Genomic DNA, 23,448 nt, shown 5'->3' with positions numbered 1-23,448 from the left:
CGGATTTCTTCGCTAATCTGGGAAAGGCACACAGCCGAACCGTCCTGCTGGGGTGTCCCGTACACGGGGGAACGAGGGCAATCATGTTGGTACGCGACGACTTGACGCTTTGGTCCATCGCGGACGCGAGCGACGGCGGCGCCCCGCCGTCCGCGGCGGACGACGCGCTGGCCGAAATCGCCCGCTGGAGCCAGGACTTCCTGGTTCCAGGGCACCCGGAACTCGGCCGCACCGGGCCGGTCTGCCCGTATTCGAAGCCGTCAATGGACCGTTCGCTCTTCTTCCTCGCCAAGGTCGAGGCCGGGGACGGCGAAAGCACCGCGAAGCAGGTGCTGCGGTACCGGGACTGGCACGCCGAACTGTCCGCCGAACTCTCCGACAAGGACCGGCCGTACCTCACCATCGTCATCGTGCTGCCCGGATTCGACCGGGACGACCCCGCGGAGCTCAACGCCCTGCAGGCGCGGCTGCAGGGCGACTTCGTCGCGCAGGGCCTGATGATCGGCCAGTTCCACCCGCACTGCGACGAACCGGGGCTGTGGAACAGCGACTTCCGGCCGCTCCGGGCCCCGCTGCCGGTGCTCGGCATGCGCACCATGGTTCCCTTCGACCTTCCCTTCCTCGCCGGCAACCGGGACAACGTGGACGCCTACCTCGCGGAGTTCGCCCCCGCCATCCCGGCGCGGGTCCGGTCGCAGCTGTCCGAACTGGTCGCCCGGCCGTAGCGGGCGGCCCGCCCGCGCTCACCCGAGAAACCAGTCCCGGGCCGCCGTCTCCGCGGCCCGTTCGTCCACTTCGGACAGCGCGGACGCCACCTCGCCGTCGCCGGGCACCAGCTCGCGGGTGTGCTTTCCCAGCTCCTGCGCCGAAATCTCGACCGGAAGCAGCTCGTCGATCGACAGCACCGCGTGCCGCCTCGCCCGCAGCACCCGGCCGAACAACGCCGCGTAGACCTCGGGCCGGTACCCCGAGCCGGGCGGCCCGGCGGGGATGCCGAGCGCCGCGCACGCCCGCTCGATCTCGCGCCACAGCCCGGTGAGCAGCTCCGGATCGGCGTTGGCCCGCTCCAGCGCGTGGCGGGGCCGGGCCGTGTCCCGCCTGCGGGCCAGTTCGATGCCCTGGCGCACCGCGATCGACGGGACCGGCACGAAGAACTCCGCGGACTCCGGGCCGAGCAGGTCCTCGGCCGGATCCCGTTCCCGCCGGGACGGCGCCAGGAACCGGTTGCCCAGCAACGGTGTCTCCCCGACGAGGAGGTCGGCGGGGCCGGGATGGGCGAGGTGCCACCGCCGGAGCGCGCCGCGCATCCACGCCCCTGCGGCCGCGCGGATCACCGGATGGGTCTGCCCGGCCTCCTCGGCGAACGGCGCCGCCGCCGGGTGCGATTCGAAGACCGTGCGGACGACGTCCCAGCGCACCAGGTGCACCTGCCTCGCCCTGGCGGCGGCGGACAACGCGAACTGCTGGATCAGCAACGACTTGCCGACCCCGGGCAGCCCGGCGAAGAAGACGAACCGGCGCTGCGCGGCAGCCCCGGCGAAGGCCTTCCCGATCGCCGAACCGGGCTCGATCAACGGCTTCAGGCGCACAGGACTCCTCATCGGAATTGGTCGACGCTCGGCATGTCCCCGACCTGGACCTCGACGACGCACGGCTGGCCGGACTCCACGGCTTTCGGCAGCACCACGGCGAGTTCGCCCGGCGAGGACACCCGGAACGCCTCCGCGCCGAACGCCTCGGACAGCGCGACGAAGTCCGGGTTGACCAGATCGGTGGCGATCACCCGGTTGCCGTAGACCCGGCGCTGCATCTGCTGGACGTTGCCGTACTGGTTGTTGTTGAACACCACCGTCACCAGGCCGATCCCGTGCTGGACCGCGGTCGCCAGCTCCGAGGAGCCGAACAGGAACCCGCCGTCCCCGGTCACCGAGATCACCGGCACGTCCGGCCGCGCCGCCTTGACCCCGAGCGCGGTCGGGAATCCGTAGCCGAGCGTCCCCATGTAGCCGGTGGTGATGAACGTGCGCGGATGGTAGACGGGAAACGTGATGCGGCTGGCGAATCCCACCTGGGTGAGCTCGTCGACGAACACGCCGTCCTCGCCCAGCGCGTCACGGATCACCGCGAGGTAGGAAAGCTGCGGCTCCAGGACGGCGCTGCGCTGTTCCCATGCCTTCCTCGCCGCGAGGAGCTCGTCGGCGCGGGACGGGCGTGCCCGGTTGTGCGCCTCGACCCGGTCGGTCAGCAGCGGGAGCGCGTCCTCCAGCCGGGCGGTGATCCCGACGTCCGGCCGGCGGATGGTGGCCATGGCCGCCGCGTCCACGTCGACGCGGACGATCTTCCGTTCCGCGTCGGCAGGCCACTTCTGCAACGGCACCCTCGCGTTGGTGCCCAGCAGCAGCACCACGTCCGCGTCCGGCCACAACGGCCGTGCGGCGGGCTGGGCGAGGCTGTGATAGTCGCGGCTGTCGGCGATTCCCCGGCCGCTGCGGTAACTCACCACGGGTGCTTCGATCAGCTCGGCCAGGCGCCGTACGCCGGGTGCGACGCCGTGCGCTCCCCCGCCCACGATGATCATCGGCGAGGTCGCCGCGCCCAGCAGTTTCGCCGCCTCTTCGATCCGGTCGGTGTCCACCGGGAGCGTCAGCTCCGGCAGCCGCGGCGGCGGCAGCGTCACCTGTGCTCTGCGCTCCAGCACGTCCATCGGCACTTCGAGGGCGACCGGCCGGGGCCTGCCCGAGCGCAGCTGCTGCAGGGCCAGCGCCACCTGCCCCGGCGCGCCCGCCGGGCTGTCGATCCGCGCGGCCCATTTGGTCAGCGAGCGCAACATCCCGAGCTGGTCGGGAAGTTCGTGCAGCACGCCGGCCCCGCGGCCGATCGACGCCGAGGGGATCTGCCCGGCCAGCAACAGCACCGGCGCGCCGAGCGCGTAGGCGGTGGCCAGCCCCGCGCCCGCGTTCAGCACCCCGGGGCCGGGCACCACGTTGACCAGCCCCGGGCGTCCGGTGGCCAGCGCGTAGCCGAGGCCGAGGTACATCGCGCCCTGCTCGTGCCGGGTGTGCACCACCCGGATCCGGTCCTGTGCGTCGAACAAAGCGTTGTACAGCCAGTCGTTCTGCACGCCCGGCAGGCCGAACAGCGTGTCGAACCCCTCGGCCGCCAACGCCTCGACGACCGCCTCACCTCCGGTGAGCGCCCGCATCGGCAGTCCCTTCCGTCCGTGTCCTGTGCGTCGTCTGGGTGGCGAGGAACTCCGCGATCCCGTACCGGCCGCGCTCCCGGCCGAAGCCCGACTGCTTGAAACCGCCGAAGGGAGCGTCGGGGTGCGTCGGAGCGCCGTTGATCGCCACGCTGCCCGCGCGGATCGCCCGCCCGACCCGCATCGCGTGCTCCTCCTCCGCGGCCCAGACCGCCGCGGCCAGCCCCGAGGCCGTGGCGTTCGCCAGCGCCACCGCCTGTTCCTCCGTCTCGTAAGCCAGAATCACCAGTACTGGCCCGAAAATCTCCTCGGTCGCGATCTCCGCGCCCGGATCGACGTCGGAGAAAACCGTCGGACGCACGTAGGCGCCGCCGCCGAAGCCCTCCGGAGCGCCGGGGCCGCCGGTCACCAGCCGCGCGCCGGAACGGATCCCCGAGCGGACGAACGTCTCGACCCGGTCGCGCTGGGCGGCCGAGCCCAGCGGGCCCAACGTCGTGTCCGGATCCAGCGGTGTGCCCGCGACGTAGCGCGAAGCCTGCGCTTCCGCGATTTCCTCGGCCTCGGCCAGCCTCGCGCGCGGAACCAGCAGTCTGGTCAGCGCGGCGCAGGTCTGTCCCGCGTTCTGGAATCCCTTCCGCACCGTCGCCGCGACGGCGGCCGGGAGGTCGCCGCCGGGCAGCACGACACTGGGGGATTTCCCGCCCAGCTCCAGGGTCACCCGCGACAACGCGGCCCCCGCGGCCGCGGCGACCGAGCGCCCGTTCGCCGCCGAGCCGGTGAACGACACCGCGTCGACCCCGGGATGCCCGGCGAGCGCGGCGCCCACCGCCGCGCCGCCGGAAAGCACGTTCAGCACACCGGGCGGCAGTCCCGCTTCGTCGGCGACGTCCGCGAGGTGGACCGCGCTCAACGGGGCGATCTCGCTCGGCTTGAGCACGACGGGGCACCCGGCGACGAGCGCGGGCGCGACCTTGGTTGCCGTCAGGTAGAGCGGGTAGTTCCAGGGCACGAGGGCGGCGACCACACCGACGGGTTCGTGCCGCACGACACAGTCGTCGAGCCGTTCCTCGAAGGCGAAACTGGCGGCGAGTTCGGCCGTGCGTCGGAACGTCCGCACCCCGAGCGGAACCTGCGCCTGCCTGCTCTCGGTGATGGGCGTCCCCATCTCGCGCGTGATGGTGCGCGCGAGCTCTTCGCCGCGCTCCCGCAGGCCTTCTCCCAGTCGTGCCACCATTTCCGCCCGTTCGCGCACCGGCAGCGCCGACCAGCTCCCGAACGCCGCGCGGGCGGCGTCGACCGCCCGGTCGACGTCGCTGGGGTCGCCCGCGGGGACCTCGGCCACCGTCGATCCGTCAGACGGATCGACCACGGCCATCGGCGTTTCGTCCGCCGAAGCCTCCCAGCGACCGCCGATGTAGACCGACGACGCGAGCTTCGCGATCCGCGGATCCTCCTCCGGCCGCCCCGTCATCCGGTCACCGCGGACAGACCCGTCGCCGGTTCCGGGGCGGGCTCCGCGACGGCGACCGTGGGAGCGGTCTCGATGCCGAAGGAGGTCTGGCCGATCAACTGCCGCGCGGGCTGGTTGGACAGCGGCATGATCAGGCCGGCCCGGACGTCGCGCCACATGCGTTCGAACGGGAGCCTGCGGCTGTAGCCCGCACCGCCGGCCACCTCGACGAGGAGGTCGACCACTCTGGCCGCGTTGTTGACGCACACGTACTTCGCGAACGCGCTGCGCGCCAGGCTTTCCTGGACCGAAAGCTGGTCGAACAGCGCCCGCGAACCGTAGTCGGCCGCGTGCCGGCTCAGCACCGACCGCGAGGTCTCGACGAGGATCTCGCATTCGCCGATAGTGTTCTGCACCAAGGGATCGGTCGTCCGGCCGCGCCCGGCGGCCTGAGCCTTGACCCACTCCAGCGCGCCGAGCGCGACCCCGGTGTACACCGCGCCGAACGCCGGCATCGACCAGGCGAAGACCGTCTCCACGATGTGCCCGTCGAGATGGCCGACCGGCAGCGAGTGCAGCACCGCGTCGTCGGGCACGAACAGGTCGGCGAACTCGACGTCGTTGCTCTGCGTGCCCCGCATTCCCATGACGTCCCAGGTCGGGTGGATCCGGACGGCGGGATCGTCGAGCGCGACGCAGAACAGCATCAGCCGGGGCCCGCCTTCGGCGTCCTCCAGCCGCGCCGTCGTCGAGCAGTGGGTGGCCACGGCGGTGTTGGTGCCGAAGGTCTTCCTGCCGTTGACCAGATATCCCCCGTCGACCTTGACCGCGGTCGAGCGCGCGTCGGACATCCGGTTGGGCGCGCCCGCCTCGGCGCCCAGCGAGGCCCACACCAGCTTGTCCGCGCCGGCGAGCCGGAGAATCTCGGCCACCTTCTCCGATCCCGTCCGGCGCCACACCGCCGCCCACTGGCCGAGCGGCGAGATGTGCATCGTCACCGCCAGCGCGGTCGCCCCGTCTCCCATGGCGAGACGTTCCAGCGCGGGCAGGATCTCGGCCTGGGTGGCGCCGAACCCCCCGAATTCCCCCGGAACGGACAACCGGAGAAAACCGGATTCCCGCATATCCTCGTAGTTCTCGACCGGGAACGTGTTGTCGGTGTCGTGGCCGGCCGCACGCGGGGCGAACTTCTCGGCCAGTTCTTCGGCCATTCGGACGAAAAGACGCTGACGTTCGGTCAGGCACTGCCGCATTACGCCTCCAGGAAACCGGAAAGATGAAGTGCGGATCACACGGAAAGACAGAACGCAATACCCTTGTCACGTCGTCCCGGAAGCACCGTCGCGACCGCTTTTCCACTATACTGAGCACCAAATCGGAGGAGTCAAACCGAAAATTCCGCACGCCCGCATCGATCGAAGCGATGATGTTCCATGGGGGGAACCGTGACCGGTCAGATCAATTTTAGCTTCACCCAGTTGCAGTATTTTGTCACCGCGGCCGAGACCAGTAGCATCTCGAACGCCGCGAAGCGGTTGCACATCTCGCAGTCGACGCTGTCCGCCGCGATCCAGCGGCTCGAACAACAACTGGGAACACAGCTCTTCCTTCGCCAGCGCGCCAAGGGAATCGTGCTGACCTCGCACGGCCGCAGGCTGTTGGCGCAGGCCAGGGGAATGCTCCGGTCGGCGCGAGAATTCCAGCAGTACCGCGAAGAAACAAAGGAAGAGGTTCGCGGACATCTGGACATCGGGTGCTTTACGACGCTGACGCCGTTTCTCGTGCCCCCGCTGGTCCGCCGGATGCGAGAATGCCATCCGCAGTTGTCGATCCGGATTCACGAGGCCGACGTCGACCCGCTGCACCGGATGCTGCGCGAAGGCGCGTGCGAAATCGCGCTGACCTACAATCTCGGGCTGAGCGACGAACTGGTATTCACCGAACTGGTCCGATTGCGGCCGCACGTGCTGATGGCGGACTCGCATCCGCTGGCCCGGTCCGGAAGCGTGCGGCTGGCCGACCTGGCCGGCGAGGCGTTCGTCATCCTGGACCTGCCGCACACGCACCAGCTGCAAAAACAATTGATCAGCCAGACCCGTTCGAAACTGCCGCCCGCCGCCAAAACCACCAGCTTCGAGACGATGCGCGGACTGGTCGCGGGCGGCGTCGGCGTCGCCATCTTCAATCAACGGGTGGCGACTCCGATGACCTACGACGGCGGGCGGGTCTCAGTGGTCGAGATCCTCGACGACGTGCCGACGATCTCCATGGGGGTGACGATGATGGCGGACTCCCGGCCGAGCCGGAGTTCCCGCGCGCTCGTCACGGCACTGCGCTCGATCCTCGCGCGCAGCCATGTCGAAACTCCCGCCGCGACGCCGCGGCGGGACGGCGCGCTCGCCGAGGTTCATTGAGCGCGCCGTGCACCGGTCAGACCTTCTCGGCCAACTGTTCCCGTTCCGCCCGGCGCGCGGCGGCCTGACGCAGCGCCCGGGCGGCCGCGAGCGCGAACACCAGCATGGCCACGAACATCGCGGTGGCCACAAAGGACGGTGTGCCGAGACCGCCGCCGGTCTGGAGCCCGCCGAGCACCGCGACGCCGAGCACGGTGCCCGACTGCCTCGCCGCGTTGAGCAGCCCGCTCGCCAGCGCGGTGCGGCCGGCGGGCGCGGTCTCCATCACCAGGGTGATCTGCGGAACCGCGGAAAGCCCGAACCCGCAGCCCAGCAAGAAAAGCGCGACGCTCAACGGCACCATGCCGCTCCCGCCGAACAGCGCCAGCGCCGCCCCGCCCGCCACGGTGAGGACCAGCCCGGCGACCAGGACCCTGGCCGGGCCGATCCGGCCGACGAGCCGCCCCGCCACCAACGGCATCAGGGTGATGGGCAGCGCCGACGGCAGGAAGCTCAGCCCCGCTTGCCACGGCGCGAAATGCCGCACGTCCTGCAGATAGACGCTGAGCACGAACACCATGCCGTAGTAGCCGGCGAAAAGCAGCACGCCCACCGACGCGAAACCGCGGAAACCGGGCGCCCGCAACAGATCCGCCGGAAGCATCGGCTCGGCGGCCGTCCGCTGCCGGACCGCGAAGGCCGCTCCGGCGGCCACGGCGACGGCGAACGCGATCACCGGCAGCGGAGCCGTCCAGCCCTGCTGATGGCCCTCGGTCAGCGCCAGGGCGAGGCCCGACAGGATCAGGACGGCCAGCAGCTGGCCGGGGACGTCCTGCCGGCGGGATTTGTTGGGAGCCAAGGCAGGCAGGCCCCGCTGGGTGAGCAGCAGGGCGATCGCCGCCAGCGGGACGTTGACGTAGAAGATGCTTCGCCAGCCCAGGGTGTCGACGACCAGCCCGCCCAGGATCGGGCCGAACGCCGCGGGGCTGCCGGCCACCGTGGCCCAGACCGCGATCGCCCGCGCCCGCGCCTTGGCGTCGGTGTAGGCCGCGGTGAGCACCAGCAGCGAGGACGGAACCAGCAGGACCGCGCCGAGTCCCTGCAGCATCCGCGCCGCCACCAGGAACGGCCCGTTGGGCGCGACCCCGCACAGCGCCGAGGCGATGCCGAACAGCGCTACGCCCGCGCGGAAGATCTTCGAAGCGCCGAACCGGTCGCTCAGCGCGGCGCCGGCCAGCAGCAGGCTCGCCAGGATCACCACGTACCCGTCGACCACGAGCTGCATGGTGTCGATGCCGGTGCGCAGGCTGGCCTGCATCGTCGGAATGGCGACGTTGACGATCGTGGTGTCCACGATGATCATGCCGTATCCCAGGCAGACGGCGGCCAGCACCTTGCCCGGTCGTACCCCAGTGTCGTTGACCACGACGGCGAGATTAACACCCAATAGTTGGGTGCACAACGATTGGACTGTCCTCCGATGTCGCTGTGGTTCAATCTGGGAGTCGAACGGAGGACACATGACTCGAACCACCGGGACCGAGGGGCGGCCGCTCGTCCCCGAGGAGCTCTCGGACCGGGTCGACTGTCTGCTGAGCAAGGTCGCCGAAGCCGTTCGCAAGGACACCGACGCGACCTTCGCGTCCCTCGACATCCGCGGCGCGCACCACAGCGTGCTGCGCATGCTCGGCGTGTGCGGGCCGCTGGCGCAGAAGGATCTCGCCGCCCGGCTCCGCGTGGACTCGAGCACCATCGTCGACCTCGTCGACCAGCTCGAGGGCCGCGGCCTGGCCGAGCGCCGCCGCGACCTGAAGGACCGCCGGGTCTACCTGGTCGAGCTCACCGAGAGCGGGCAGCGCCTGCTCGCCGCCGCGGACGAACGAGTCGGCGGCCTGCGCCACGACGTCTTCGCCGCGTTGTCGGCGGCGGAGTACGAGCAGTTGCGCGGCCTGCTGGACAAGCTGTCGACGCGGTGGACCACGAGCGCCTGACGCGCTCACAGCACCATCAGGTCCGTCGCCACCACGACCTCGCCGCCGAATTCCCGGCGCGCGGCCGACTTCCACACCTCGTCCGGCACTCCGTCCGGCGGGAACAACGACGTCAGCACCAGCGTCGCGACCCCGGCCTCCTCGGCGGTCCGCGCCGCGTCGCCGACCGTGCTGTGCGCCCGCAGCATGCGTTCGCGGAACGCCGGTCCCCCGAAACCGCCCGCGCCGTCTTCCAGCGCCGGCGGGTAAACCGCTTCGTGGACAAGCACATCCGCTCCCTCGGCCAGCTTCGCCAGGTTCGCGCAGTACGCGGTGTCGCCGGAGAAAACGACCGACCTGTCCTCGGTGTCGAAGCGATAGCCGAACGCGGGGACCACCGGCGGATGGTCGACGAGCGCGGCGGTGACCCGCACCCGGGCGTCCTCGTGCACGACCCCGGGGCCGGAGATCTCGCGCTCCCGCAGGAACGGCCGCAGCGGCGGGCGCCCCTCGTCCCGGATCCGGGTCGCGATGTCGTAGGCCTGGAAACCGAAGAAGTGCCCGACCATGTCCGCCAGCGGCGGCGGCCCCAGCACGTCGACCGGCGCGCGCAGCCGGGACCACGCCGCCTGGAACAGGAATCCGAGATCCGCCGTGTGATCGGAATGCAGGTGCGTGACGAACACCGCCGCGAGCGAGCCGAGCGGGATCCCGGCCGCCACCAGCTGGCGGGCGACGCCATTGCCGCAGTCCACCAGATAGGTCGCCTGCCCGGCCCGGACGGCGTGGCAGGGCGCGCTGCGGCCGGGCTTCGGCGTCGGTCCCCCTCCGGTTCCCAGTGTCACGACTTCGGTGCGCATCCGTCCTCCTGTGCGTTCATCGCGAGGAGCAGCCGAAAAATGCGGACTGCATGGGATTTTGCGAACAACCGTCGCCGAGCCGCCGGCTCCGGGTTCAAATGGGGTGACGATCTCCCCCGACCTTCGGAGGCTAGCGCATGCCCGAACAGCCCCGCCGTGAACCGGCGCCGGTCCCGGTGGCGCACCTTGCCCAGAACGAGGGAATCTTCGGCCCGGTCGCCGCCGCCCGGCGCGCGATCGCCGAGGCGGCCGAGCGCGGCAACCGCTACCCGGAGGCGGGCACGGGCGCCCTGCGCCGGGCGATCGGCGCGCGGTACGGGATCCCGGCGGAGCGGATCGTGGTGGCCGCGGGCAGCACGGCGGTGATCCATTACCTGTCCCTGTGCCTGCTCGGCCCCGGCGACGAGGTGGTGTTCGGCCATCCGACGTTCGTCGCCTACCGGCTCGAAACGGCGAACCGGGGCGCCACCGCGGTTCCGGTGCCGCTGACCGAACACGGCAGTTACGATCTCGACGGCCTGCTCGCGGCGGTGACGCCGCGGACGAAACTGGCCTATGTCACCAATCCCAACAACCCCACCGGCGGAATGGTCGCCCGCGACGAGGTGCGCGCCTTCCTCGACGCGCTGCCGGCACACGTGCTCCCGGTGATCGACGAAGCCTACTTCGACTACGTCGAGGATCCCGGATATCCCGACTCCATCAAGGAGTTCTGCTCGGAGGACCGGCCGGTCGCGGTGCTCCGGACGTTCTCGAAGATCTTCGGCCTCGCCGGCCTCCGGGTCGGTTTCGGGGTGCTGCCCGCGGAAATCGCCGAAGCCGCCCGGAAAATCCAGGTCCCCTACGACGTCAACGGGCCGGCGGCGGCCGCGGCGCTGGCCACCCTCGACGCGCCGGAGCACGAGATAGCCGAACGCCGCGCGGCCACCGCCGCGGGCCGGGAGCTGCTGGTGTCCCGCCTGCGCGCGCTCGACTTCGCCCCGCTGCCGAGCGTGGCGAACTTTGTCCAGGTGCGGGTCGGCGACGCTCGCGCGGTCGCCGAATCGCTGGCGGCCGAGGGCGTCTTCGTCCGGCCGCTCGGGTCGTGGGGCGCCCCGGACAGCATCCGGGTCACCATCGGTCCACCGTCCGAAATGGACAGGTTCGCCGAAGTGTTCGGCAGGGTCGCGCGGAGGATTCCCGCGGACAGCTGACGCCAGGCATCCCCCGCGCCGCCGCGAGTTCCGCTCGCGGGGCGCCGAGCCGTGCGCCCGGGAACGCGAGCGTCCGGAGACCGGCCGCGCTCGCGTGCGGTCGCAAGGCTTTCTACCGGAAACGACCGGCCGACCGGTCACCTACTGGAGGGAAACGCATGATCAACAACGTGGTTATCGTCGGCGGGGGGACCGCGGGCTGGATGACGGCCTCGTACCTCAAGGCGGCGTTCGGCGACCGCGTCTCCGTCACCCTGGTCGAATCCGGCAAGGTGGGCGCGATCGGCGTCGGCGAGGCGACGTTCAGCGACATCCGGCACTTCTTCGAGTTCCTGGACCTCAGGGAAGAGGAGTGGATGCCCGAGTGCAACGCCACCTACAAGCTCGCGGTGCGCTTCCAGGACTGGCGCAAGCCCGGTCACCACTTCTACCACCCGTTCGAACAGGTCGGCTCGGTCGACGGATTCCCGCTCACCGACTGGTGGCTCAAGGCGGGCGAGACCGACCGCTTCGACAAGGACTGTTTCGTCATGGCTTCGGTGTGCGACGCCGAACGCAGCCCGCGCCACCTCAACGGCCTGATGCTCGAACAGTCCTACGACGAGCACGCCGCCGAACCGCGCGGGCTCACGATGTCGGAGCACCAGGGAAAGACCCAGTTCCCCTACGCCTACCACTTCGAAGCCGCGCTGCTGGCGAAGTTCCTCACCCGGTACTCGACCGACCGCGGCGCGAAGCACATCGTGGACGACGTGCAGGAGGTGCTGCTGGACGAGCGCGGCTGGATCACCGGCGTCCGCACCGCCGAGCACGGCATCGTCGGAGGCGACCTGTTCATCGACTGCACCGGCTTCCGCGGCCTGCTGATCAACAAGGCGCTCGACGAGCCGTTCCAGTCCTATCAGGACATGCTGCCCAACGACAGCGCGGTGGCCCTGCAGGTCCCGTTCGACATGCGCGAACGCGGGATCCGCCCGTGCACCACGGCGACCGCGCAGGACGCGGGCTGGATCTGGACGATCCCGCTCTTCGGCCGGATCGGCACCGGCTACGTCTACGCCAAGGACTACTGCACGCCCGAGGAGGCTGAGCGCACCCTGCGCGCGCACGTCGGGCCGGAGGCCGCGGAGGTCGAGGCCAACCACATCCGGATGCGGATCGGCCGCACTCGCAACTCCTGGGTGCGCAACTGCGTGGCCGTCGGCCTTTCCAGCGGTTTCGTCGAACCGCTCGAATCCACCGGCATCTTCTTCATCCACCACGCGGTGGAGCAGCTGGTGAAGAACTTCCCCGCCGCCGGGTGGAATCCCGTGCAGACCGCCCGCTACAACGACGCCGTCGCACACGTGATGGACGGCGTGCGCGAGTTCCTGGTCCTGCACTACAAGGCCGCCGCGCGGTCGGACACGCAGTACTGGCGCGACGCCAAAACGCGGGTCGCCCCGGACGGGCTCGAAGAGCGCATCGAGATGTGGAAGACCCAACTGCCCGACAGTGAAACGGTTTTCCCCTACTACCATGGACTTCCGCCCTACTCGTACATGTGCATCCTGCTCGGGATGGGCGGGATTCCCCTCCGGCACTCCCCCGCACTCGATCTCGCCGACGTGAGCAGCGCGAAGAAGGAATTCGAGGAAATCCGGCTGAAGGGCGACGAATTGGTCCGGTCCCTGCCCACCCCGTACGACTACTTCGCCCACATGCGCGGCTGAGCGGCCGGGTCGTCGAAAGGACCGCGATGGACATCCTCGGGCTGCTCGCCCGCTCGCTCCACGTCGGCGCGGCCGTCGCCGCGGTCCTTCTGGTGGCCGCCGCCGGCCGGTTCGCCGCCCGGCGGCTCCGGCAGCCCGAGGTCGTCGGCGAGATCCTGTGCGGGGTGCTCGCCGGGCCGGTCGTCGTCGGCCTCGCCGGACCGGCGGCGCTCCGGACGGTGCTCCCGCCCGACGTTCTCGAGGTGCTCAAGATCCTCGCCACGGCCGGGGTGGTGCTGTTCCTGACCGGCCTGACCCACGGGTCCCGGGTCAGCACCAGCCCCGCCGAACGCCGCTCGCTTCCGTGGACGGCGGCGGGCGCGTTCGTTCCGTCGCTGCTCGCGGGCGCGGCACTGGCGTGGTGGATCTGCGCGTCCGGGCAGCCGCCGCTGCGGGGCACGGCCCCGGCCGGCGCGTTCGTCTTGTTCCTGGCGGTCGCGTTCTCGGTCACCGCCGCGCCGGTGCTGGCGCGGATCCTGGCCGACCGGGGGCTCGTCGAGGTGCCGGTGGGCCGGATCGCGCTGAAGACCGCGCTTCTCGTCGACAGCGCCGCCTGGCTCCTGCTGACGGTCGCGGTCGGGCTCGCCAGCGGAAGTTCGGCCGGGTTCGTCCGGGCGCTGGTCGTCGTGGCCGGTGCGGCGGTCGTGGCGGCGATCCTGCACCGCCTGCTGCGCACCGGCAAGGCCGGTGCCTGGTGCGCCCGGTCGCCGCGCGGCGCCGCGGCGGTCCTCGCCGTGCTGGCACTGGCCGCGGCGTTCTCCGCGGAACGGCTGGGAATGACCGCCATCCTGGGCGCGGTGCTCGTCGGCGCGGTGCTCCCGGCCGAGGCCTCGTCCCCGTGGCGGGATGCGGTCCGGCCCGTGGCGGCGACCGGGCGCGGGCTCGTGCCGCTGTTCTTCGTGATCACCGGGGTGAACGTGTTCCTCACCGCGTTCGGCGCCACTCCCCCGCTGCTCGTCGTCGCGGTGCTCGTCGCCGGCCTTCTGGCGAAACTGCTGGGCGGCTACGCGGGCGCGCGGCTGGGCGGGCACTCCCGGCTGACGGCCTTTCGGCTCGGGGCACTGGTGAACACCCGGGGACTGACCGAACTCGTGGTGCTGCAAGTGGGCTACAGCGCCGGAATCATCTCCGACGCGCTCTTCTTCTCCCTGCTGGTGCTGGCACTGGCGGCCACCGCCATGACGGGCCCGCTGCTGGCGCTCGCCGACAGAATCGAAACCCGGGGCGCCGCGGTGCCGGCGCACCCTTCGTCCGGAAGCGGTGTGCGATGACCAACTCCCTCAAGAAGCTCACCGACGAGAGCCTGCTGGACGGCTTCCGGTCGATGATGCGCAGTTTCCCCACCGGGGTCGCGGTGGTGACCGCGCTCGACGAGGCAGGCGAGCCGGTCGGCATGACATGCTCAGCGGTGTGCAGCGTGACGCTGGCCCCGCCGACCCTGCTGGTCTGCCTGCGCGTCGGGCCCACGCTGAAGGCGGTGACCGGCGGCAAGATCTTCGCCGTCAACTTCTTGCACAGCAAGGCCCGCGCGGTGGCCGAGCTCTTCGCCTCCGGCGCCGCCGACCGGTTCGACCACGTCACCTGGGCAGCCGGCGCGAACGGCGGTCCCCGGCTCGTCCGCGACGCGCACGTGATCGCGTGCTGCCGCGTGAGCAAGACGGAGCCGGTCGGCGACCACGTCGTGGTGTTCGGCGAGGTCGAGACCGTCGAGGAACAGGACGGGCACCGGCCGCTGCTCTACGGCCGCCGGCGCTATCACGCCTGGCCTTCGCACTGAGCCCCTTTCAGCAAGCAGTGCGGCCGTCGTATCCCTGCCGCGACACCGCGATCGCCTCGCGGTGTCGTTCCGCCCAGTCGACCAGGCCGGACAGCGAGTCGTACAGTTCGCGGGCCATCTCGGTCGCCTCGTACTCGACGCGCGGCGGGACCGTCGGGTAGACCGTGCGCGTCAGCAGGCCGTCGCGTTCCAGGTTTCGCAGGGTGAGAGTGAGCATTCGGCGGCTGATCCCCTGCACCGAGCGTTCGAGTTCGGTGAACCGCACCGGGCCGCGCGTCGCTTCCAGCAGGATGCCGATCACCCACTTCCCGCTGATCCGGTTCACGACCTCCATCACCGTGCACACCGCGAATTTCGCCGGGTCGAAGTCCGTGGCCTCGTCGGTCACAGCGATGTTCCCCTGGGACATGAAAGTGCCTCCTTCCGCAGTCCTCCATGGTCACACATGATGGGCACTGTAACAAGAGATGCCCTGGCCACGACCAGCGGAAACTCTCCCCTGTGCCGGTTATGGAGGACTTTGTCATGCCCGAAACCGCTCGGCATCGCGGCGCGGCGCTCGCCGTGCTGTCGGCCGCCTCGCTGATGGTGGTGCTCGACAGCTCGATCGTCGCGGTCGCCCTGCCGGTGATCCAGACCGACCTCGGGTTCAGCGCGCCCGGGCTCGCCTGGGTGGTCAACGCCTACCTCGTCGCGTTCGGCGGCCTGCTCCTGCTCTCCGGACGCCTGGGCGACCTGGCCGGACGGCGGCGGGTCTTCCTCGTCGGCATCGTGGTTTTCACCGCCGCTTCGCTGGCTGCCGGCCTTTCGCCGAACGCGACCACGCTGGTGGTCGCGCGGTTTGTTCAAGGCGTCGGCGGGGCTCTGACGTCGGCGGTCGTCTTGGGAATGATCGTGACGCTCTATCCCGAGCCGCGCGCCCGGGTCCGCGCGATCGGCGTGTACAGCTTCACCCAGGCCGCGGGCGCGTCGATCGGGATGGTCGCCGGAGGCGCGCTTACCCAGGGGCTGGACTGGCATTGGACCTTCTACATCAACCTGCCCATCGGCATCGCCGCGCTTGTGCTGACGCCGTTGGTCGTCGCCTCTGACCGTGGTCTCGGCCTGCGCACCGGCATCGACGTCCTGGGCGCGCTGCTGGTCACCGCCGGCGTGATGCTGCTGGTGCTGGGCATCGTGCAAGCAGGCGACGCGGGCTGGACGTTCCTGACGATCGCGACGCTTGTGTCCGCCGTGGTCTTGCTCCTGCTTTTCCTGCTGCGCCAAGCCCGGACGCGAATCCCGTTGCTGCCGCTGCGCTTGCTCCGGGTGCGCGCGATCAGCGGCGCCAACCTGACCATGGTCGTGATGGTCGCCGGGTTCCTCGGATTCCAGTTCGTCACCGCGCTGTACTTGCAGCAGGTTCTCGGTTTCGACGCGCTCACAACGGGTTTCGCCTTCGTTCCGACGCCGGTCATGATCGCCGCGTTCTCGCTCGGCCTGGCCGATTGGCTGAACACCCGCTTCTCCCCGCGCGCGGTTCTGGTCGCGGGCCTGCTGACGACGTCGGTCGCTTTCCTGTACCTGACCCAGGTCCAGACTTCTGGCGGATACGCGTCGCACGTGCTGCCGTCGCTGATCCTGATGGGCGCCGGGGCGGGGATGGCTATCCCGGCGCTGATGGGCTTGGCGATGTCCGCGGCGACCCCCGAGGACTCCGGCGTGACGTCCGGGTTGATCACCACGACGCAGCAGGTCGGCGGCGCGCTGGGGACGGCCGTGCTGGCCACTGCCGCCGCGACCCGGACGGCCGAGATGCTGAGCGGGGGTGCTTCGGAGAAGGAGGCGCTGGCGTCGGGATTCCGGGTGGCGTACGGCTTCAGCGCCGGATTGACCGCGCTCGCCGCGATCCTCGCCGCAGTGATCCTGGGCCGCCGAGTCGCTGCGGCTCCCGCGGACACCCCCGCCGAACCGGTCGCATCCTGACCTGGTGCGTCGTGAGTGGCGATGCCGGCTCCCACCGGGATCGCCACTCACGAGACCGCGGCGCTAAGTCGCTCGCCCGGTCGCCGCGAGGTAGCCGGCCAGCCCGTGGTGGCCCCGCCGCATCATCCACGCGTGGTTGGCGCGGAAGAACGGCCGGGCGACCACGTCCAGCCTGCGCAGCAACGGTTTCCGCACCTGAACGTGCTGCGTGATCTCCAGCCGGGAGCCCTCGCCCTCGGCGTGGATCGCCCCGGCGAGCACCCCGTCGAGGTCCCCGCTCAACCGGACCCGCACCCGCAGCCCCGCGGCGTCCTGCTGCTCCCGGCGCATCGCGATGACGATCCGGTACGGCAGCCGGGAACGGCAGACGATCTGGGCGGTGTCGTCGTCGACCCGGCGCACCGACTGGACGTCCGGCCACCACCGCGGATAGGACTCGAGGTCGACGATCGCGTCGAACACCCGTCCCGGGAGAGTCGGCAGCCACCAGTCGCTCCGGAACGAGTACTCGGCGTCCTTCTTCTCAAGGACCACAGTCCGCCCCTCTCTCCCGATCAGCGGAACACGCGCTTGTCGATCTTGACCGTCGTTTCCTAGGCTGGCCATCCCTTGGGTACGCCGCCGCCTGAACCGTCGAGGAGGCTTGGCCGTGCCATCAGCCGCCCGAATCGCCCTGGCCGCACTGCTGACCGCGACGCTAGTCGGCTGCGGCTCCCCCGCGCCGCCAGCCGCGCCGACTTTCACCGCGACCCTCACCTCGCCGACGGACGTCGTCCTGCACTGGCCGCCCGACCCGGCCGCGGCGGGCTACCTCCTCGAATACGCCAACGCCGCCGACGGCCTGTGGACCGCGCTGCAGTACCTTCCGCACGGCCAGACTTCTTATACCCATCCGAACCTGATCCCGGAAACGCCGTTCTACTACCGAGTCCGTTCTTTCGCCGGTCCGGTATCGGAGACCGTTTCGACGGGCGGCACGCCGGCACCCGGCACCGCTGCTCCTCCGGCGACGTCGGCTTCGCAGTCCGCCCCGGCCAACCTGACCGCGACACCCGCACCGGACCAGAGCCTGCACTTCGCGTGGTCCGACCGCTCGGCCGACGAAGCCGGTTTCCTGCTGGAAATCCGCCGTCCGGACACATCGGACTTCACCCCGGTCGAGGTGACCGATCCCAACGCGACGCAATGCGCGCTGTCACTCTTGCCTGGCGAACAAGGCTCGGTCTTCCGGGTCCGCGCCCTCTCCTACGGCCCGCTCTCCCCGGTCGTCGAGCGCACGACCGGAAAGGACTGATTCCTTCCGCCGCGCAGCAAAGAGCCGCCCGATACGGAACCGGGCGGCTCTTTGCCGTCTCGCGTCATCGCGTAGTGCGGCTGGGTGCGGGCAGGCCGCGTCAGGCCGGGTTCAGCACATCCGCGAGGAACTCGCCGGTGTAGCTCCCCTCGGTGGCCGCGACCTGTTCGGGCGTGCCCTCGGCGATCACCGTGCCGCCGCCGGAACCGCCCTCCGGTCCCATGTCCACGATCCAGTCGGACGTCTTGATCACGTCGAGGTTGTGCTCGATCACGATCACCGTGTTTCCCTTGTCCACCAGGCCGTTGATCACGCCGATCAGCTTGCTGATGTCCTCGAAGTGCAGGCCGGTGGTCGGCTCGTCGAGGATGTAGACGGTCTTGCCGGTGGAGCGCTTCTGCAGTTCGCTCGCCAGCTTCACGCGCTGGGCCTCGCCGCCGGACAGGGTCGGGGCGGGCTGGCCCAGGCGGACGTAGCCGAGGCCGACGTCGACGAGGGTCTGCAGGTGCCGGTGGATCGCCTTGATCGGCTCGAAGAACTCGGCGGCTTCCTCGATCGGCATGTCCAGCACGTCGGACACCGTCTTGCCCTTGTAGTGCACCTCGAGCGTTTCCCGGTTGTACCGGGCGCCCTTGCACACCTCGCACGGGACGTAGACGTCCGGCAGGAAGTTCATCTCGATCTTGATCGTGCCGTCGCCCGCGCACGCCTCGCAGCGCCCGCCCTTGACGTTGAACGAGAAGCGGCCCTGCTGGTACCCGCGGACCTTCGCCTCGGTGGTGGCGGCGAACAGCTTGCGCACGTGATCCCACACGCCGGTGTAGGTGGCAGCGTTGGAGCGCGGCGTGCGGCCGATCGGCGACTGGTCGACGCGCACCAGCTTGTCGACGTTCGCGAGGCCGTTGACCCGGGTGTGGCGGCCCGGGACCTGGCGCGCGCCGTTGAGCTTGTTCGCCAGCACCTGCGCGAGGATGTCGTTGACCAGCGTCGACTTGCCCGACCCGGACACGCCGGTGATCGACACGAGGCAGCCGAGCGGGAACGACACGTCGATGCCGCGCAGGTTGTGCTCGCGCGCGCCCACCACGGTGAGCTGCCGTTTCTTGTCGACCGGCCGGCGGATCGCCGGGATCTCGATCTGCCGCCGCCCGGACAGGTACGCGCCGGTGATCGAATCCTTGTTCTTCAGGATCTTCTTGTACGGGCCGCTGTGCACGATGTGCCCGCCGTGCTCGCCCGCCCCCGGGCCGATGTCGACCACCCAGTCGCTGGCCCGGATGGTGTCCTCGTCGTGCTCGACCACGATCAGCGTGTTGCCGAGGTTGCGCAGCCGGGTCAGCGTCTCGATGAGCCGGTGGTTGTCGCGCTGGTGCAGGCCGATCGACGGCTCGTCCAGCACGTACAGCACGCCCACCAGGCCGGAGCCGATCTGCGTCGCCAGCCGGATGCGCTGCGCCTCGCCGCCGGACAGCGTGCCGGACGCGCGGTCGAGCGACAGGTAGGTGAGCCCGACGTCGAGCAGGAAGCGCAGCCGCGCCTGGATCTCCTTCAGCACCGCGCCCGCGATCATCGTCTCGCGCTTGCCGAGCACCAGGTGGTCGAGGAACTCCGACGCCTCCGCGATGGACAGCGCGCAGACCTCGGCGATCGACCGGTCGCCCTGCGTCGCGTGCTCCAGCGTGACCGCGAGGATTTCCGGCTTGAGCCGGGTGCCCTGGCACGCCGGGCACGGCACCTCGCGCATGTAGCCCTCGTACCGCTCGCGCATGTACTCCGAGTCGGTCTGCTCGAGGCGGCGCTCCAGGAACGGGATGACGCCCTCGAAGGCCGCGTAGTACGAGCGCTGCCTGCCGTACCGGTTGCGGTAGCGGACGTGCACCTGCTCGTCGACGCCGTGCAGCACCGCCTTCTGCACCTTCGCCGGGAGCCGCCGCCACGGCGTGTCCATGCGGAACCCGACCGCCTCCGACAGCGATTCCAGCAGCCGCAGGAAGTAGTCGGCGCTCTGCCCGCCCGCCCACGGCGCGATGGCCCCCTCGGCCAGCGACAGCTCGTCGTCCGGCACCACCAGCTCCGGGTCGACCTCCTTGCGGATGCCGATGCCGGTGCACTCGGGGCACGCGCCGTAGGGCGAGTTGAAGGAGAACGACCGGGGTTCGAGGTCCTCGATCGCCAGCGGGTGGCCGTTGGGGCAGGCCAGGTTCTCGGAGAAGCCGCGCACCCGGTGCGGGTCGTTCTCGTCCAGGTCGACGAAGTCGAGTTCGATCAGGCCGTCGGCCAGCCGCAGCGCCGTTTCCACCGAATCGGTGAGCCGCTGCCGGGCGCTGGTCTTGACCGCGAGCCGGTCGATCACCACGCCGATCTGGTGCTTTTCCTGCTTCTTCAGCTTCGGCGGATCGGTGAGCGGATGCACCGTGCCGTCGACGACCACGCGCGCGTAGCCCTGCTGCTGCAGGTTCTGGAACAGGTCGAGGTACTCGCCCTTGCGCCCGCGCACGACCGGCGCGAGCACCTGGAACTTGGTGCCCTCGGGCATTTCCAGCACCTGGTCGACGATCTGCTGCGGGGTCTGCTTGCTGATCGCCTCGCCGCACTTGGGGCAATGCGCCTTGCCGGCGCGGGCGTAGAGCAGCCGCAGGTAGTCGTAGACCTCGGTGATGGTGCCGACGGTCGACCGCGGGTTGCGCGAGGTCGACTTCTGGTCGATCGACACCGCGGGCGAGAGGCCCTCGATGAAGTCGACGTCCGGCTTGTCCATCTGCCCGAGGAACTGCCGGGCATACGCCGACAGCGACTCCACGTACCGCCGCTGCCCCTCGGCGAAGATCGTGTCGAAGGCAAGACTCGACTTGCCCGATCCGGACAGGCCGGTGAACACGATCATGCTGTCGCGGGGCAGATCGAGATCCACGCCGCGGAGGTTGTGCTCGCGCGCTCCGCGAACAACGAGGCGATCAGCCACGCCTTCGTCCCTTCCATCGTTCTGCTCGGTGGCCCGCCGGGAGATCCGGTGCCGACGGACGTGCCCAGGGTAGGGACGACCACCGACAAAAACCGGACCGCACGTGTTCTGCCTGGGCTTTTCCGCTCGCCGGGGGCCTGGGGAAGCGGCCCGCGGCGGGGTCGCCGGACGCTGTCGGAGGCCCCGCGCGGCGGAGCGGGTGCGCGGGCTGGCCCGGTTCCACGATACAGGTCGGCGAAGGCCGCCCGGCCCGGGTGCGCGGCCCCCGGGGACCGGCCGGGGGCAGGGCGCCGCGGCGGGTTTTCCGGAATTTGTCGGACCCGGCCGATAGGTTCCGGGCGTGGCAAGCGACGAAGCCGGAGCGGTGCGGATCTACGCGGCGGGGAAAGGCGGCGACAGCCCGGGACCGGGCGGCTGGTCCGCGGTGCTGAAGTACGGCGAGCATCAGAAATCCCTTGTTGGCGGAGCGGCGGACACGACCGCCGGACGGATGGCGGTAACGGCGGCGCTGGAAGCGCTCGAAAGCTTGAAACGGCCGGTCCGCGTGCACCTCTACAGCGACAGCGAGTACCTGCGCACCGCGCTGGACGACCAGGCGTCCGACGACCTCCTCGCCCGGCTCCGCACCTGCGCCGCTCGCCACCGGATCACCTGGCGGGCGGCCGAGGATCCGGACGCCCGCGCCCTTCTCGCCGAACTGGCCGGCCGCGCGGCGGAAGCGCGCCCGACCGGACGGCCGGTCGCGCCGCCGGAGGACGACGAGTGCAGGCACGGCATGACCAAGGCGTACTGCGCCGACTGCCGTCAGCTCGACGCGGGAGTCCTGCCGAACGGATACCGGACGGCGGGCGGCACCGCCTACCACAACGACGCCGACTGCTACTGGCTGCGCAGGGGCCAGCAGCGGCAGGAGCGGATGGGCCGCGACACTCACGAGATCGTCCGGATCGCGTGGGCGTCGGTGATCCCGGGCGAGCTCGCACCGTGCGAGCACTGCTGCACGCCGGAGTGGCTGCAGCGGCGTCGGCGCGGCGGAGGGTTCAGCCGCTCTGCATGACGCACCGGACCCGGTCGAACCGGCCCGCGGCGAGGTCGTCCTCGCGGATCAGCCAGTACAGCACGCCGGCGTCGCCCCAGATCAGGCCCGCGTCGCCGTCGCTGTCGATCTGGGCGAGCAAAGCCCAGCGCAGCGCCTCGTCGGCGAGCTCTCCCTCGCCCGCGTCGTCCGGCAAGACCGCCGCGGCGACCTCGTCCTCCGGCGGGCCCTGGATCGGCCAGGAGCAGCCGCCGATCTGGTGGTACGGCGCGGCCGTCGACTCCCGGAGGCGGTCGAAGAACTCCTCGGACCAGTTGCCCGGATCAGACAGCGGGAGCCCGTCGCGGGCGAGCGTGCGGCGCAGCACCTCCTGCTCGGAGTTCGGGAAAGTCCCGGTGATTTCCGCGGACACCTCGAGCCGCGGATAGACGTCGACTCCCTCCGGCGCGGCCCGTTCGGCGGTCTCGGCGCCGGCCGGAACGACCACGACCCCGCCGAGAGCGGTCAGGTCGACCGGGGCCTCGGCCTGGAACCAGTCGTCGCAATAGAAGAACAGCAAAGAACCCGACGCGGGCAGCTCGATCCCGCCGGGCACGCGGGGCAGCGCCGCGCAGTCCACGGACGCGACGAAGTTCATCGGCAGCTCGCCCCGCCAGACTGGCCATTCGACGTCCGCGGGCAACGCCGGGCTCCCGCCGAGATAACCGACGCGCGCGCCGCTCCCGCCCACGGCGAGCCGGACCGCGGGCCGGAACACCGTTTCCCACGCCTCGGCCACGTCCGGCGGAAGGTTCTCGCGCGCCAGCTTGGCGAGCGGGTCGATCCAAGAGGTCATGCGACGATCTTGACAGCAGGCACCGACAAAACCGGCCACGTGGCCGCCGCGCGGGTGATCCGGCTACCGTGGGGACTCGTGAACATCGCCGACACCTACACCGGACACGTCGAACCGGGCGGCGACGCCGCGCGCCGGACGCTGGACGGGCTCACCATCACCAAGCTCTCCGTTGGCCCGATGGACAACAACGCGTACCTGCTCGTGTGCCGCGCGGAGAACGAAGCCCTGCTGATCGACGCGGCCAACGACCCGGAGCGCATCTCCGACCTGATCGGCCACGGCCCCGACCGGCCCGCGCTGCGCACCGTCGTGACGACCCACCAGCACGCCGACCACTGGCAGGCACTGGGCGCGGTCGCCGGAGCGAACGGCGCGAACACCGCGGCGCACCCGCTGGACGCGGAACCGCTGCCGGTGCCCCCGGACTTCCTGGTCGAACACGGCGACACGCTGAAGGTCGGCGAGGTGACGCTGGAAGTGATCCACCTGCGCGGCCACACGCCGGGATCGATCGCGCTGCTGTACCGGGACCCGAAGGGGCACGGCCACTTGTTCACCGGGGATTCGCTGTTCCCAGGCGGTCCTGGGCGGACAACAAATCCCGAGGACTTCAGCAGCCTGATGGACGACCTGGAGTCAAGGGTATTCGGTGTGTTGCCGGATGACACGTGGATCTACCCCGGTCACGGGGACGACACCACACTTGGCGACGAGCGTCAGAAGCTCGGAGAGTGGCGCGAGCGCGGCTGGTGAGTTTCAC

General features: G+C 70.6%; 21 protein-coding genes. 11 read left to right on the top strand and 10 right to left on the bottom strand.

Translation table 11 applies throughout. The annotated features are described in order from the left end of the window. The first annotated feature begins 83 nt into the window (after positions 1-83). Positions 84-725 (top strand): DUF6875 domain-containing protein, encoded by a 642-nt coding sequence (locus ACFXI3_RS35180; RefSeq protein WP_378405466.1) that lies wholly within the window; start codon positions 84-86, stop codon positions 723-725. Positions 726-743: 18 nt separating this feature from the next. Here ACFXI3_RS35180 and ACFXI3_RS35175 read toward each other — a convergent pair whose 3' ends face one another. From ACFXI3_RS35175 to ACFXI3_RS35160, 4 genes are read right to left on the bottom strand one after another with little or no spacing between them, the layout of a single operon-like run. After that, a complete protein-coding gene (locus tag ACFXI3_RS35175; RefSeq protein WP_378405464.1) occupies positions 744-1,589 on the bottom strand; it encodes a hypothetical protein in 846 nt (281 codons plus the stop codon). A gap of 8 nt (positions 1,590-1,597) precedes the next feature. Then, positions 1,598-3,202 carry a thiamine pyrophosphate-dependent enzyme gene (locus tag ACFXI3_RS35170; RefSeq protein WP_378405462.1) on the bottom strand — a complete coding sequence of 535 codons (1,605 nt, stop codon included), beginning with the start codon at positions 3,200-3,202 and terminating at the stop codon, positions 1,598-1,600. Further along, positions 3,180-4,670, bottom strand: coding sequence for an aldehyde dehydrogenase family protein (locus tag ACFXI3_RS35165; RefSeq protein ID WP_378405460.1), 1,491 nt, complete (start codon positions 4,668-4,670; stop codon positions 3,180-3,182). Before ACFXI3_RS35165 ends, ACFXI3_RS35170 begins: the two co-directional genes overlap by 23 nt. Beyond that, positions 4,667-5,902 carry an acyl-CoA dehydrogenase family protein gene (locus tag ACFXI3_RS35160; protein ID WP_378405458.1) on the bottom strand — a complete coding sequence of 412 codons (1,236 nt, stop codon included), beginning with the start codon at positions 5,900-5,902 and terminating at the stop codon, positions 4,667-4,669. Before ACFXI3_RS35160 ends, ACFXI3_RS35165 begins: the two co-directional genes overlap by 4 nt. 192 nt (positions 5,903-6,094) lie before the next feature. Between ACFXI3_RS35160 and ACFXI3_RS35155 the strand changes: the two genes are divergently transcribed. Continuing rightward, the gene (locus ACFXI3_RS35155) at positions 6,095-7,063 is read left to right on the top strand and encodes a LysR family transcriptional regulator (protein ID WP_378405456.1); all 969 of its coding nucleotides are present in this window, start codon (positions 6,095-6,097) and stop codon (positions 7,061-7,063) included. 16 nt (positions 7,064-7,079) lie between these two features. Here ACFXI3_RS35155 and ACFXI3_RS35150 read toward each other — a convergent pair whose 3' ends face one another. Then, positions 7,080-8,468, bottom strand: coding sequence for an MFS transporter (locus ACFXI3_RS35150; RefSeq protein ID WP_344286519.1), 1,389 nt, complete (start codon positions 8,466-8,468; stop codon positions 7,080-7,082). Between the two features lie 94 nt (positions 8,469-8,562). Here ACFXI3_RS35150 and ACFXI3_RS35145 point away from each other — a divergent pair, with 94 nt between their 5' ends. Beyond that, a complete protein-coding gene (locus ACFXI3_RS35145; protein WP_378405454.1) occupies positions 8,563-9,033 on the top strand; it encodes a MarR family winged helix-turn-helix transcriptional regulator in 471 nt (156 codons plus the stop codon). Positions 9,034-9,038: 5 nt separating this feature from the next. Here the strand turns inward: ACFXI3_RS35145 and ACFXI3_RS35140 are convergent, their stop codons facing one another. Continuing rightward, the gene (locus ACFXI3_RS35140; RefSeq protein WP_344286515.1) at positions 9,039-9,872 is read right to left on the bottom strand and encodes an MBL fold metallo-hydrolase; all 834 of its coding nucleotides are present in this window, start codon (positions 9,870-9,872) and stop codon (positions 9,039-9,041) included. Positions 9,873-10,009: 137 nt separating this feature from the next. Here ACFXI3_RS35140 and ACFXI3_RS35135 point away from each other — a divergent pair, with 137 nt between their 5' ends. From ACFXI3_RS35135 to ACFXI3_RS35120, 4 genes are all read left to right on the top strand, one after another. Next, positions 10,010-11,065, top strand: coding sequence for a pyridoxal phosphate-dependent aminotransferase (locus ACFXI3_RS35135; protein ID WP_378405452.1), 1,056 nt, complete (start codon positions 10,010-10,012; stop codon positions 11,063-11,065). A gap of 158 nt (positions 11,066-11,223) precedes the next feature. Beyond that, positions 11,224-12,777 (top strand): tryptophan halogenase family protein, encoded by a 1,554-nt coding sequence (locus ACFXI3_RS35130; protein WP_378405450.1) that lies wholly within the window; start codon positions 11,224-11,226, stop codon positions 12,775-12,777. 26 nt (positions 12,778-12,803) lie between these two features. Beyond that, positions 12,804-14,087, top strand: coding sequence for a cation:proton antiporter (locus tag ACFXI3_RS35125; protein WP_378405448.1), 1,284 nt, complete (start codon positions 12,804-12,806; stop codon positions 14,085-14,087). Further along, positions 14,084-14,593 (top strand): flavin reductase family protein, encoded by a 510-nt coding sequence (locus tag ACFXI3_RS35120; protein WP_378405447.1) that lies wholly within the window; start codon positions 14,084-14,086, stop codon positions 14,591-14,593. Before ACFXI3_RS35125 ends, ACFXI3_RS35120 begins: the two co-directional genes overlap by 4 nt. 7 nt (positions 14,594-14,600) lie before the next feature. Here ACFXI3_RS35120 and ACFXI3_RS35115 read toward each other — a convergent pair whose 3' ends face one another. Further along, positions 14,601-15,002, bottom strand: coding sequence for a helix-turn-helix domain-containing protein (locus ACFXI3_RS35115; RefSeq protein ID WP_116204536.1), 402 nt, complete (start codon positions 15,000-15,002; stop codon positions 14,601-14,603). A gap of 116 nt (positions 15,003-15,118) precedes the next feature. Between ACFXI3_RS35115 and ACFXI3_RS35110 the strand changes: the two genes are divergently transcribed. Continuing rightward, a complete protein-coding gene (locus ACFXI3_RS35110; protein WP_378405445.1) occupies positions 15,119-16,558 on the top strand; it encodes an MFS transporter in 1,440 nt (479 codons plus the stop codon). Positions 16,559-16,621: 63 nt separating this feature from the next. Here ACFXI3_RS35110 and ACFXI3_RS35105 read toward each other — a convergent pair whose 3' ends face one another. Then, positions 16,622-17,092 carry an SRPBCC family protein gene (locus ACFXI3_RS35105; RefSeq protein WP_378405443.1) on the bottom strand — a complete coding sequence of 157 codons (471 nt, stop codon included), beginning with the start codon at positions 17,090-17,092 and terminating at the stop codon, positions 16,622-16,624. Positions 17,093-17,207: 115 nt separating this feature from the next. Between ACFXI3_RS35105 and ACFXI3_RS35100 the strand changes: the two genes are divergently transcribed. Then, entirely contained in the window at positions 17,208-17,852 is a 645-nt protein-coding gene (locus tag ACFXI3_RS35100; RefSeq protein ID WP_378405441.1) for a fibronectin type III domain-containing protein, read from the top strand. 100 nt (positions 17,853-17,952) lie between these two features. Here the strand turns inward: ACFXI3_RS35100 and uvrA are convergent, their stop codons facing one another. Further along, positions 17,953-20,814, bottom strand: a complete 2,862-nt coding sequence (gene uvrA, locus ACFXI3_RS35095) for an excinuclease ABC subunit UvrA (protein ID WP_378405439.1) — start codon at positions 20,812-20,814, stop codon at positions 17,953-17,955. Between the two features lie 340 nt (positions 20,815-21,154). Between uvrA and ACFXI3_RS35090 the strand changes: the two genes are divergently transcribed. Next, positions 21,155-21,871, top strand: coding sequence for an RNase H family protein (locus tag ACFXI3_RS35090; protein ID WP_378405437.1), 717 nt, complete (start codon positions 21,155-21,157; stop codon positions 21,869-21,871). Here ACFXI3_RS35090 and ACFXI3_RS35085 read toward each other — a convergent pair. Continuing rightward, complete coding sequence (locus tag ACFXI3_RS35085) at positions 21,855-22,685, bottom strand: YwqG family protein (protein WP_378405435.1); 831 nt, start codon at positions 22,683-22,685, stop codon at positions 21,855-21,857. The two genes, ACFXI3_RS35090 and ACFXI3_RS35085, sit on opposite strands and share 17 nt — an antisense overlap. 78 nt (positions 22,686-22,763) lie before the next feature. Here ACFXI3_RS35085 and ACFXI3_RS35080 point away from each other — a divergent pair, with 78 nt between their 5' ends. Then, positions 22,764-23,441: an MBL fold metallo-hydrolase gene (locus ACFXI3_RS35080; protein WP_378405476.1), complete on the top strand. Its 678-nt coding sequence runs from the start codon at positions 22,764-22,766 to the stop codon at positions 23,439-23,441. Positions 23,442-23,448 lie beyond the last annotated feature (7 nt).

It is taken from the genome of Amycolatopsis sp. NPDC059235, from assembly GCF_042754125.1.
Classification (GTDB): domain Bacteria; phylum Actinomycetota; class Actinomycetes; order Mycobacteriales; family Pseudonocardiaceae; genus Amycolatopsis; species Amycolatopsis albidoflava.
This window is presented reverse-complemented; position numbering and strand designations above follow the sequence as displayed.

Bases quoted from the DNA above. Each gene is read 5' to 3' on its own strand.
- ACFXI3_RS35180 (WP_378405466.1), top strand. From the start codon at position 84: ATGTTGGTACGCGACGACTTGACGCTTTGGTCCATCGCGGACGCGAGC.
- ACFXI3_RS35170 (WP_378405462.1), bottom strand. From the start codon at position 3,202: ATGCGGGCGCTCACCGGAGGTGAGGCGGTCGTCGAGGCGTTGGCGGCC.
- ACFXI3_RS35165 (WP_378405460.1), bottom strand. From the start codon at position 4,670: ATGACGGGGCGGCCGGAGGAGGATCCGCGGATCGCGAAGCTCGCGTCG.
- ACFXI3_RS35160 (WP_378405458.1), bottom strand. From the start codon at position 5,902: ATGCGGCAGTGCCTGACCGAACGTCAGCGTCTTTTCGTCCGAATGGCC.
- ACFXI3_RS35145 (WP_378405454.1), top strand. From the start codon at position 8,563: ATGACTCGAACCACCGGGACCGAGGGGCGGCCGCTCGTCCCCGAGGAG.
- ACFXI3_RS35140 (WP_344286515.1), bottom strand. From the start codon at position 9,872: ATGCGCACCGAAGTCGTGACACTGGGAACCGGAGGGGGACCGACGCCG.
- ACFXI3_RS35135 (WP_378405452.1), top strand. From the start codon at position 10,010: ATGCCCGAACAGCCCCGCCGTGAACCGGCGCCGGTCCCGGTGGCGCAC.
- ACFXI3_RS35130 (WP_378405450.1), top strand. From the start codon at position 11,224: ATGATCAACAACGTGGTTATCGTCGGCGGGGGGACCGCGGGCTGGATG.
- ACFXI3_RS35125 (WP_378405448.1), top strand. From the start codon at position 12,804: ATGGACATCCTCGGGCTGCTCGCCCGCTCGCTCCACGTCGGCGCGGCC.
- ACFXI3_RS35120 (WP_378405447.1), top strand. From the start codon at position 14,084: ATGACCAACTCCCTCAAGAAGCTCACCGACGAGAGCCTGCTGGACGGC.
- ACFXI3_RS35115 (WP_116204536.1), bottom strand. From the start codon at position 15,002: ATGTCCCAGGGGAACATCGCTGTGACCGACGAGGCCACGGACTTCGAC.
- ACFXI3_RS35110 (WP_378405445.1), top strand. From the start codon at position 15,119: ATGCCCGAAACCGCTCGGCATCGCGGCGCGGCGCTCGCCGTGCTGTCG.
- ACFXI3_RS35085 (WP_378405435.1), bottom strand. From the start codon at position 22,685: ATGACCTCTTGGATCGACCCGCTCGCCAAGCTGGCGCGCGAGAACCTT.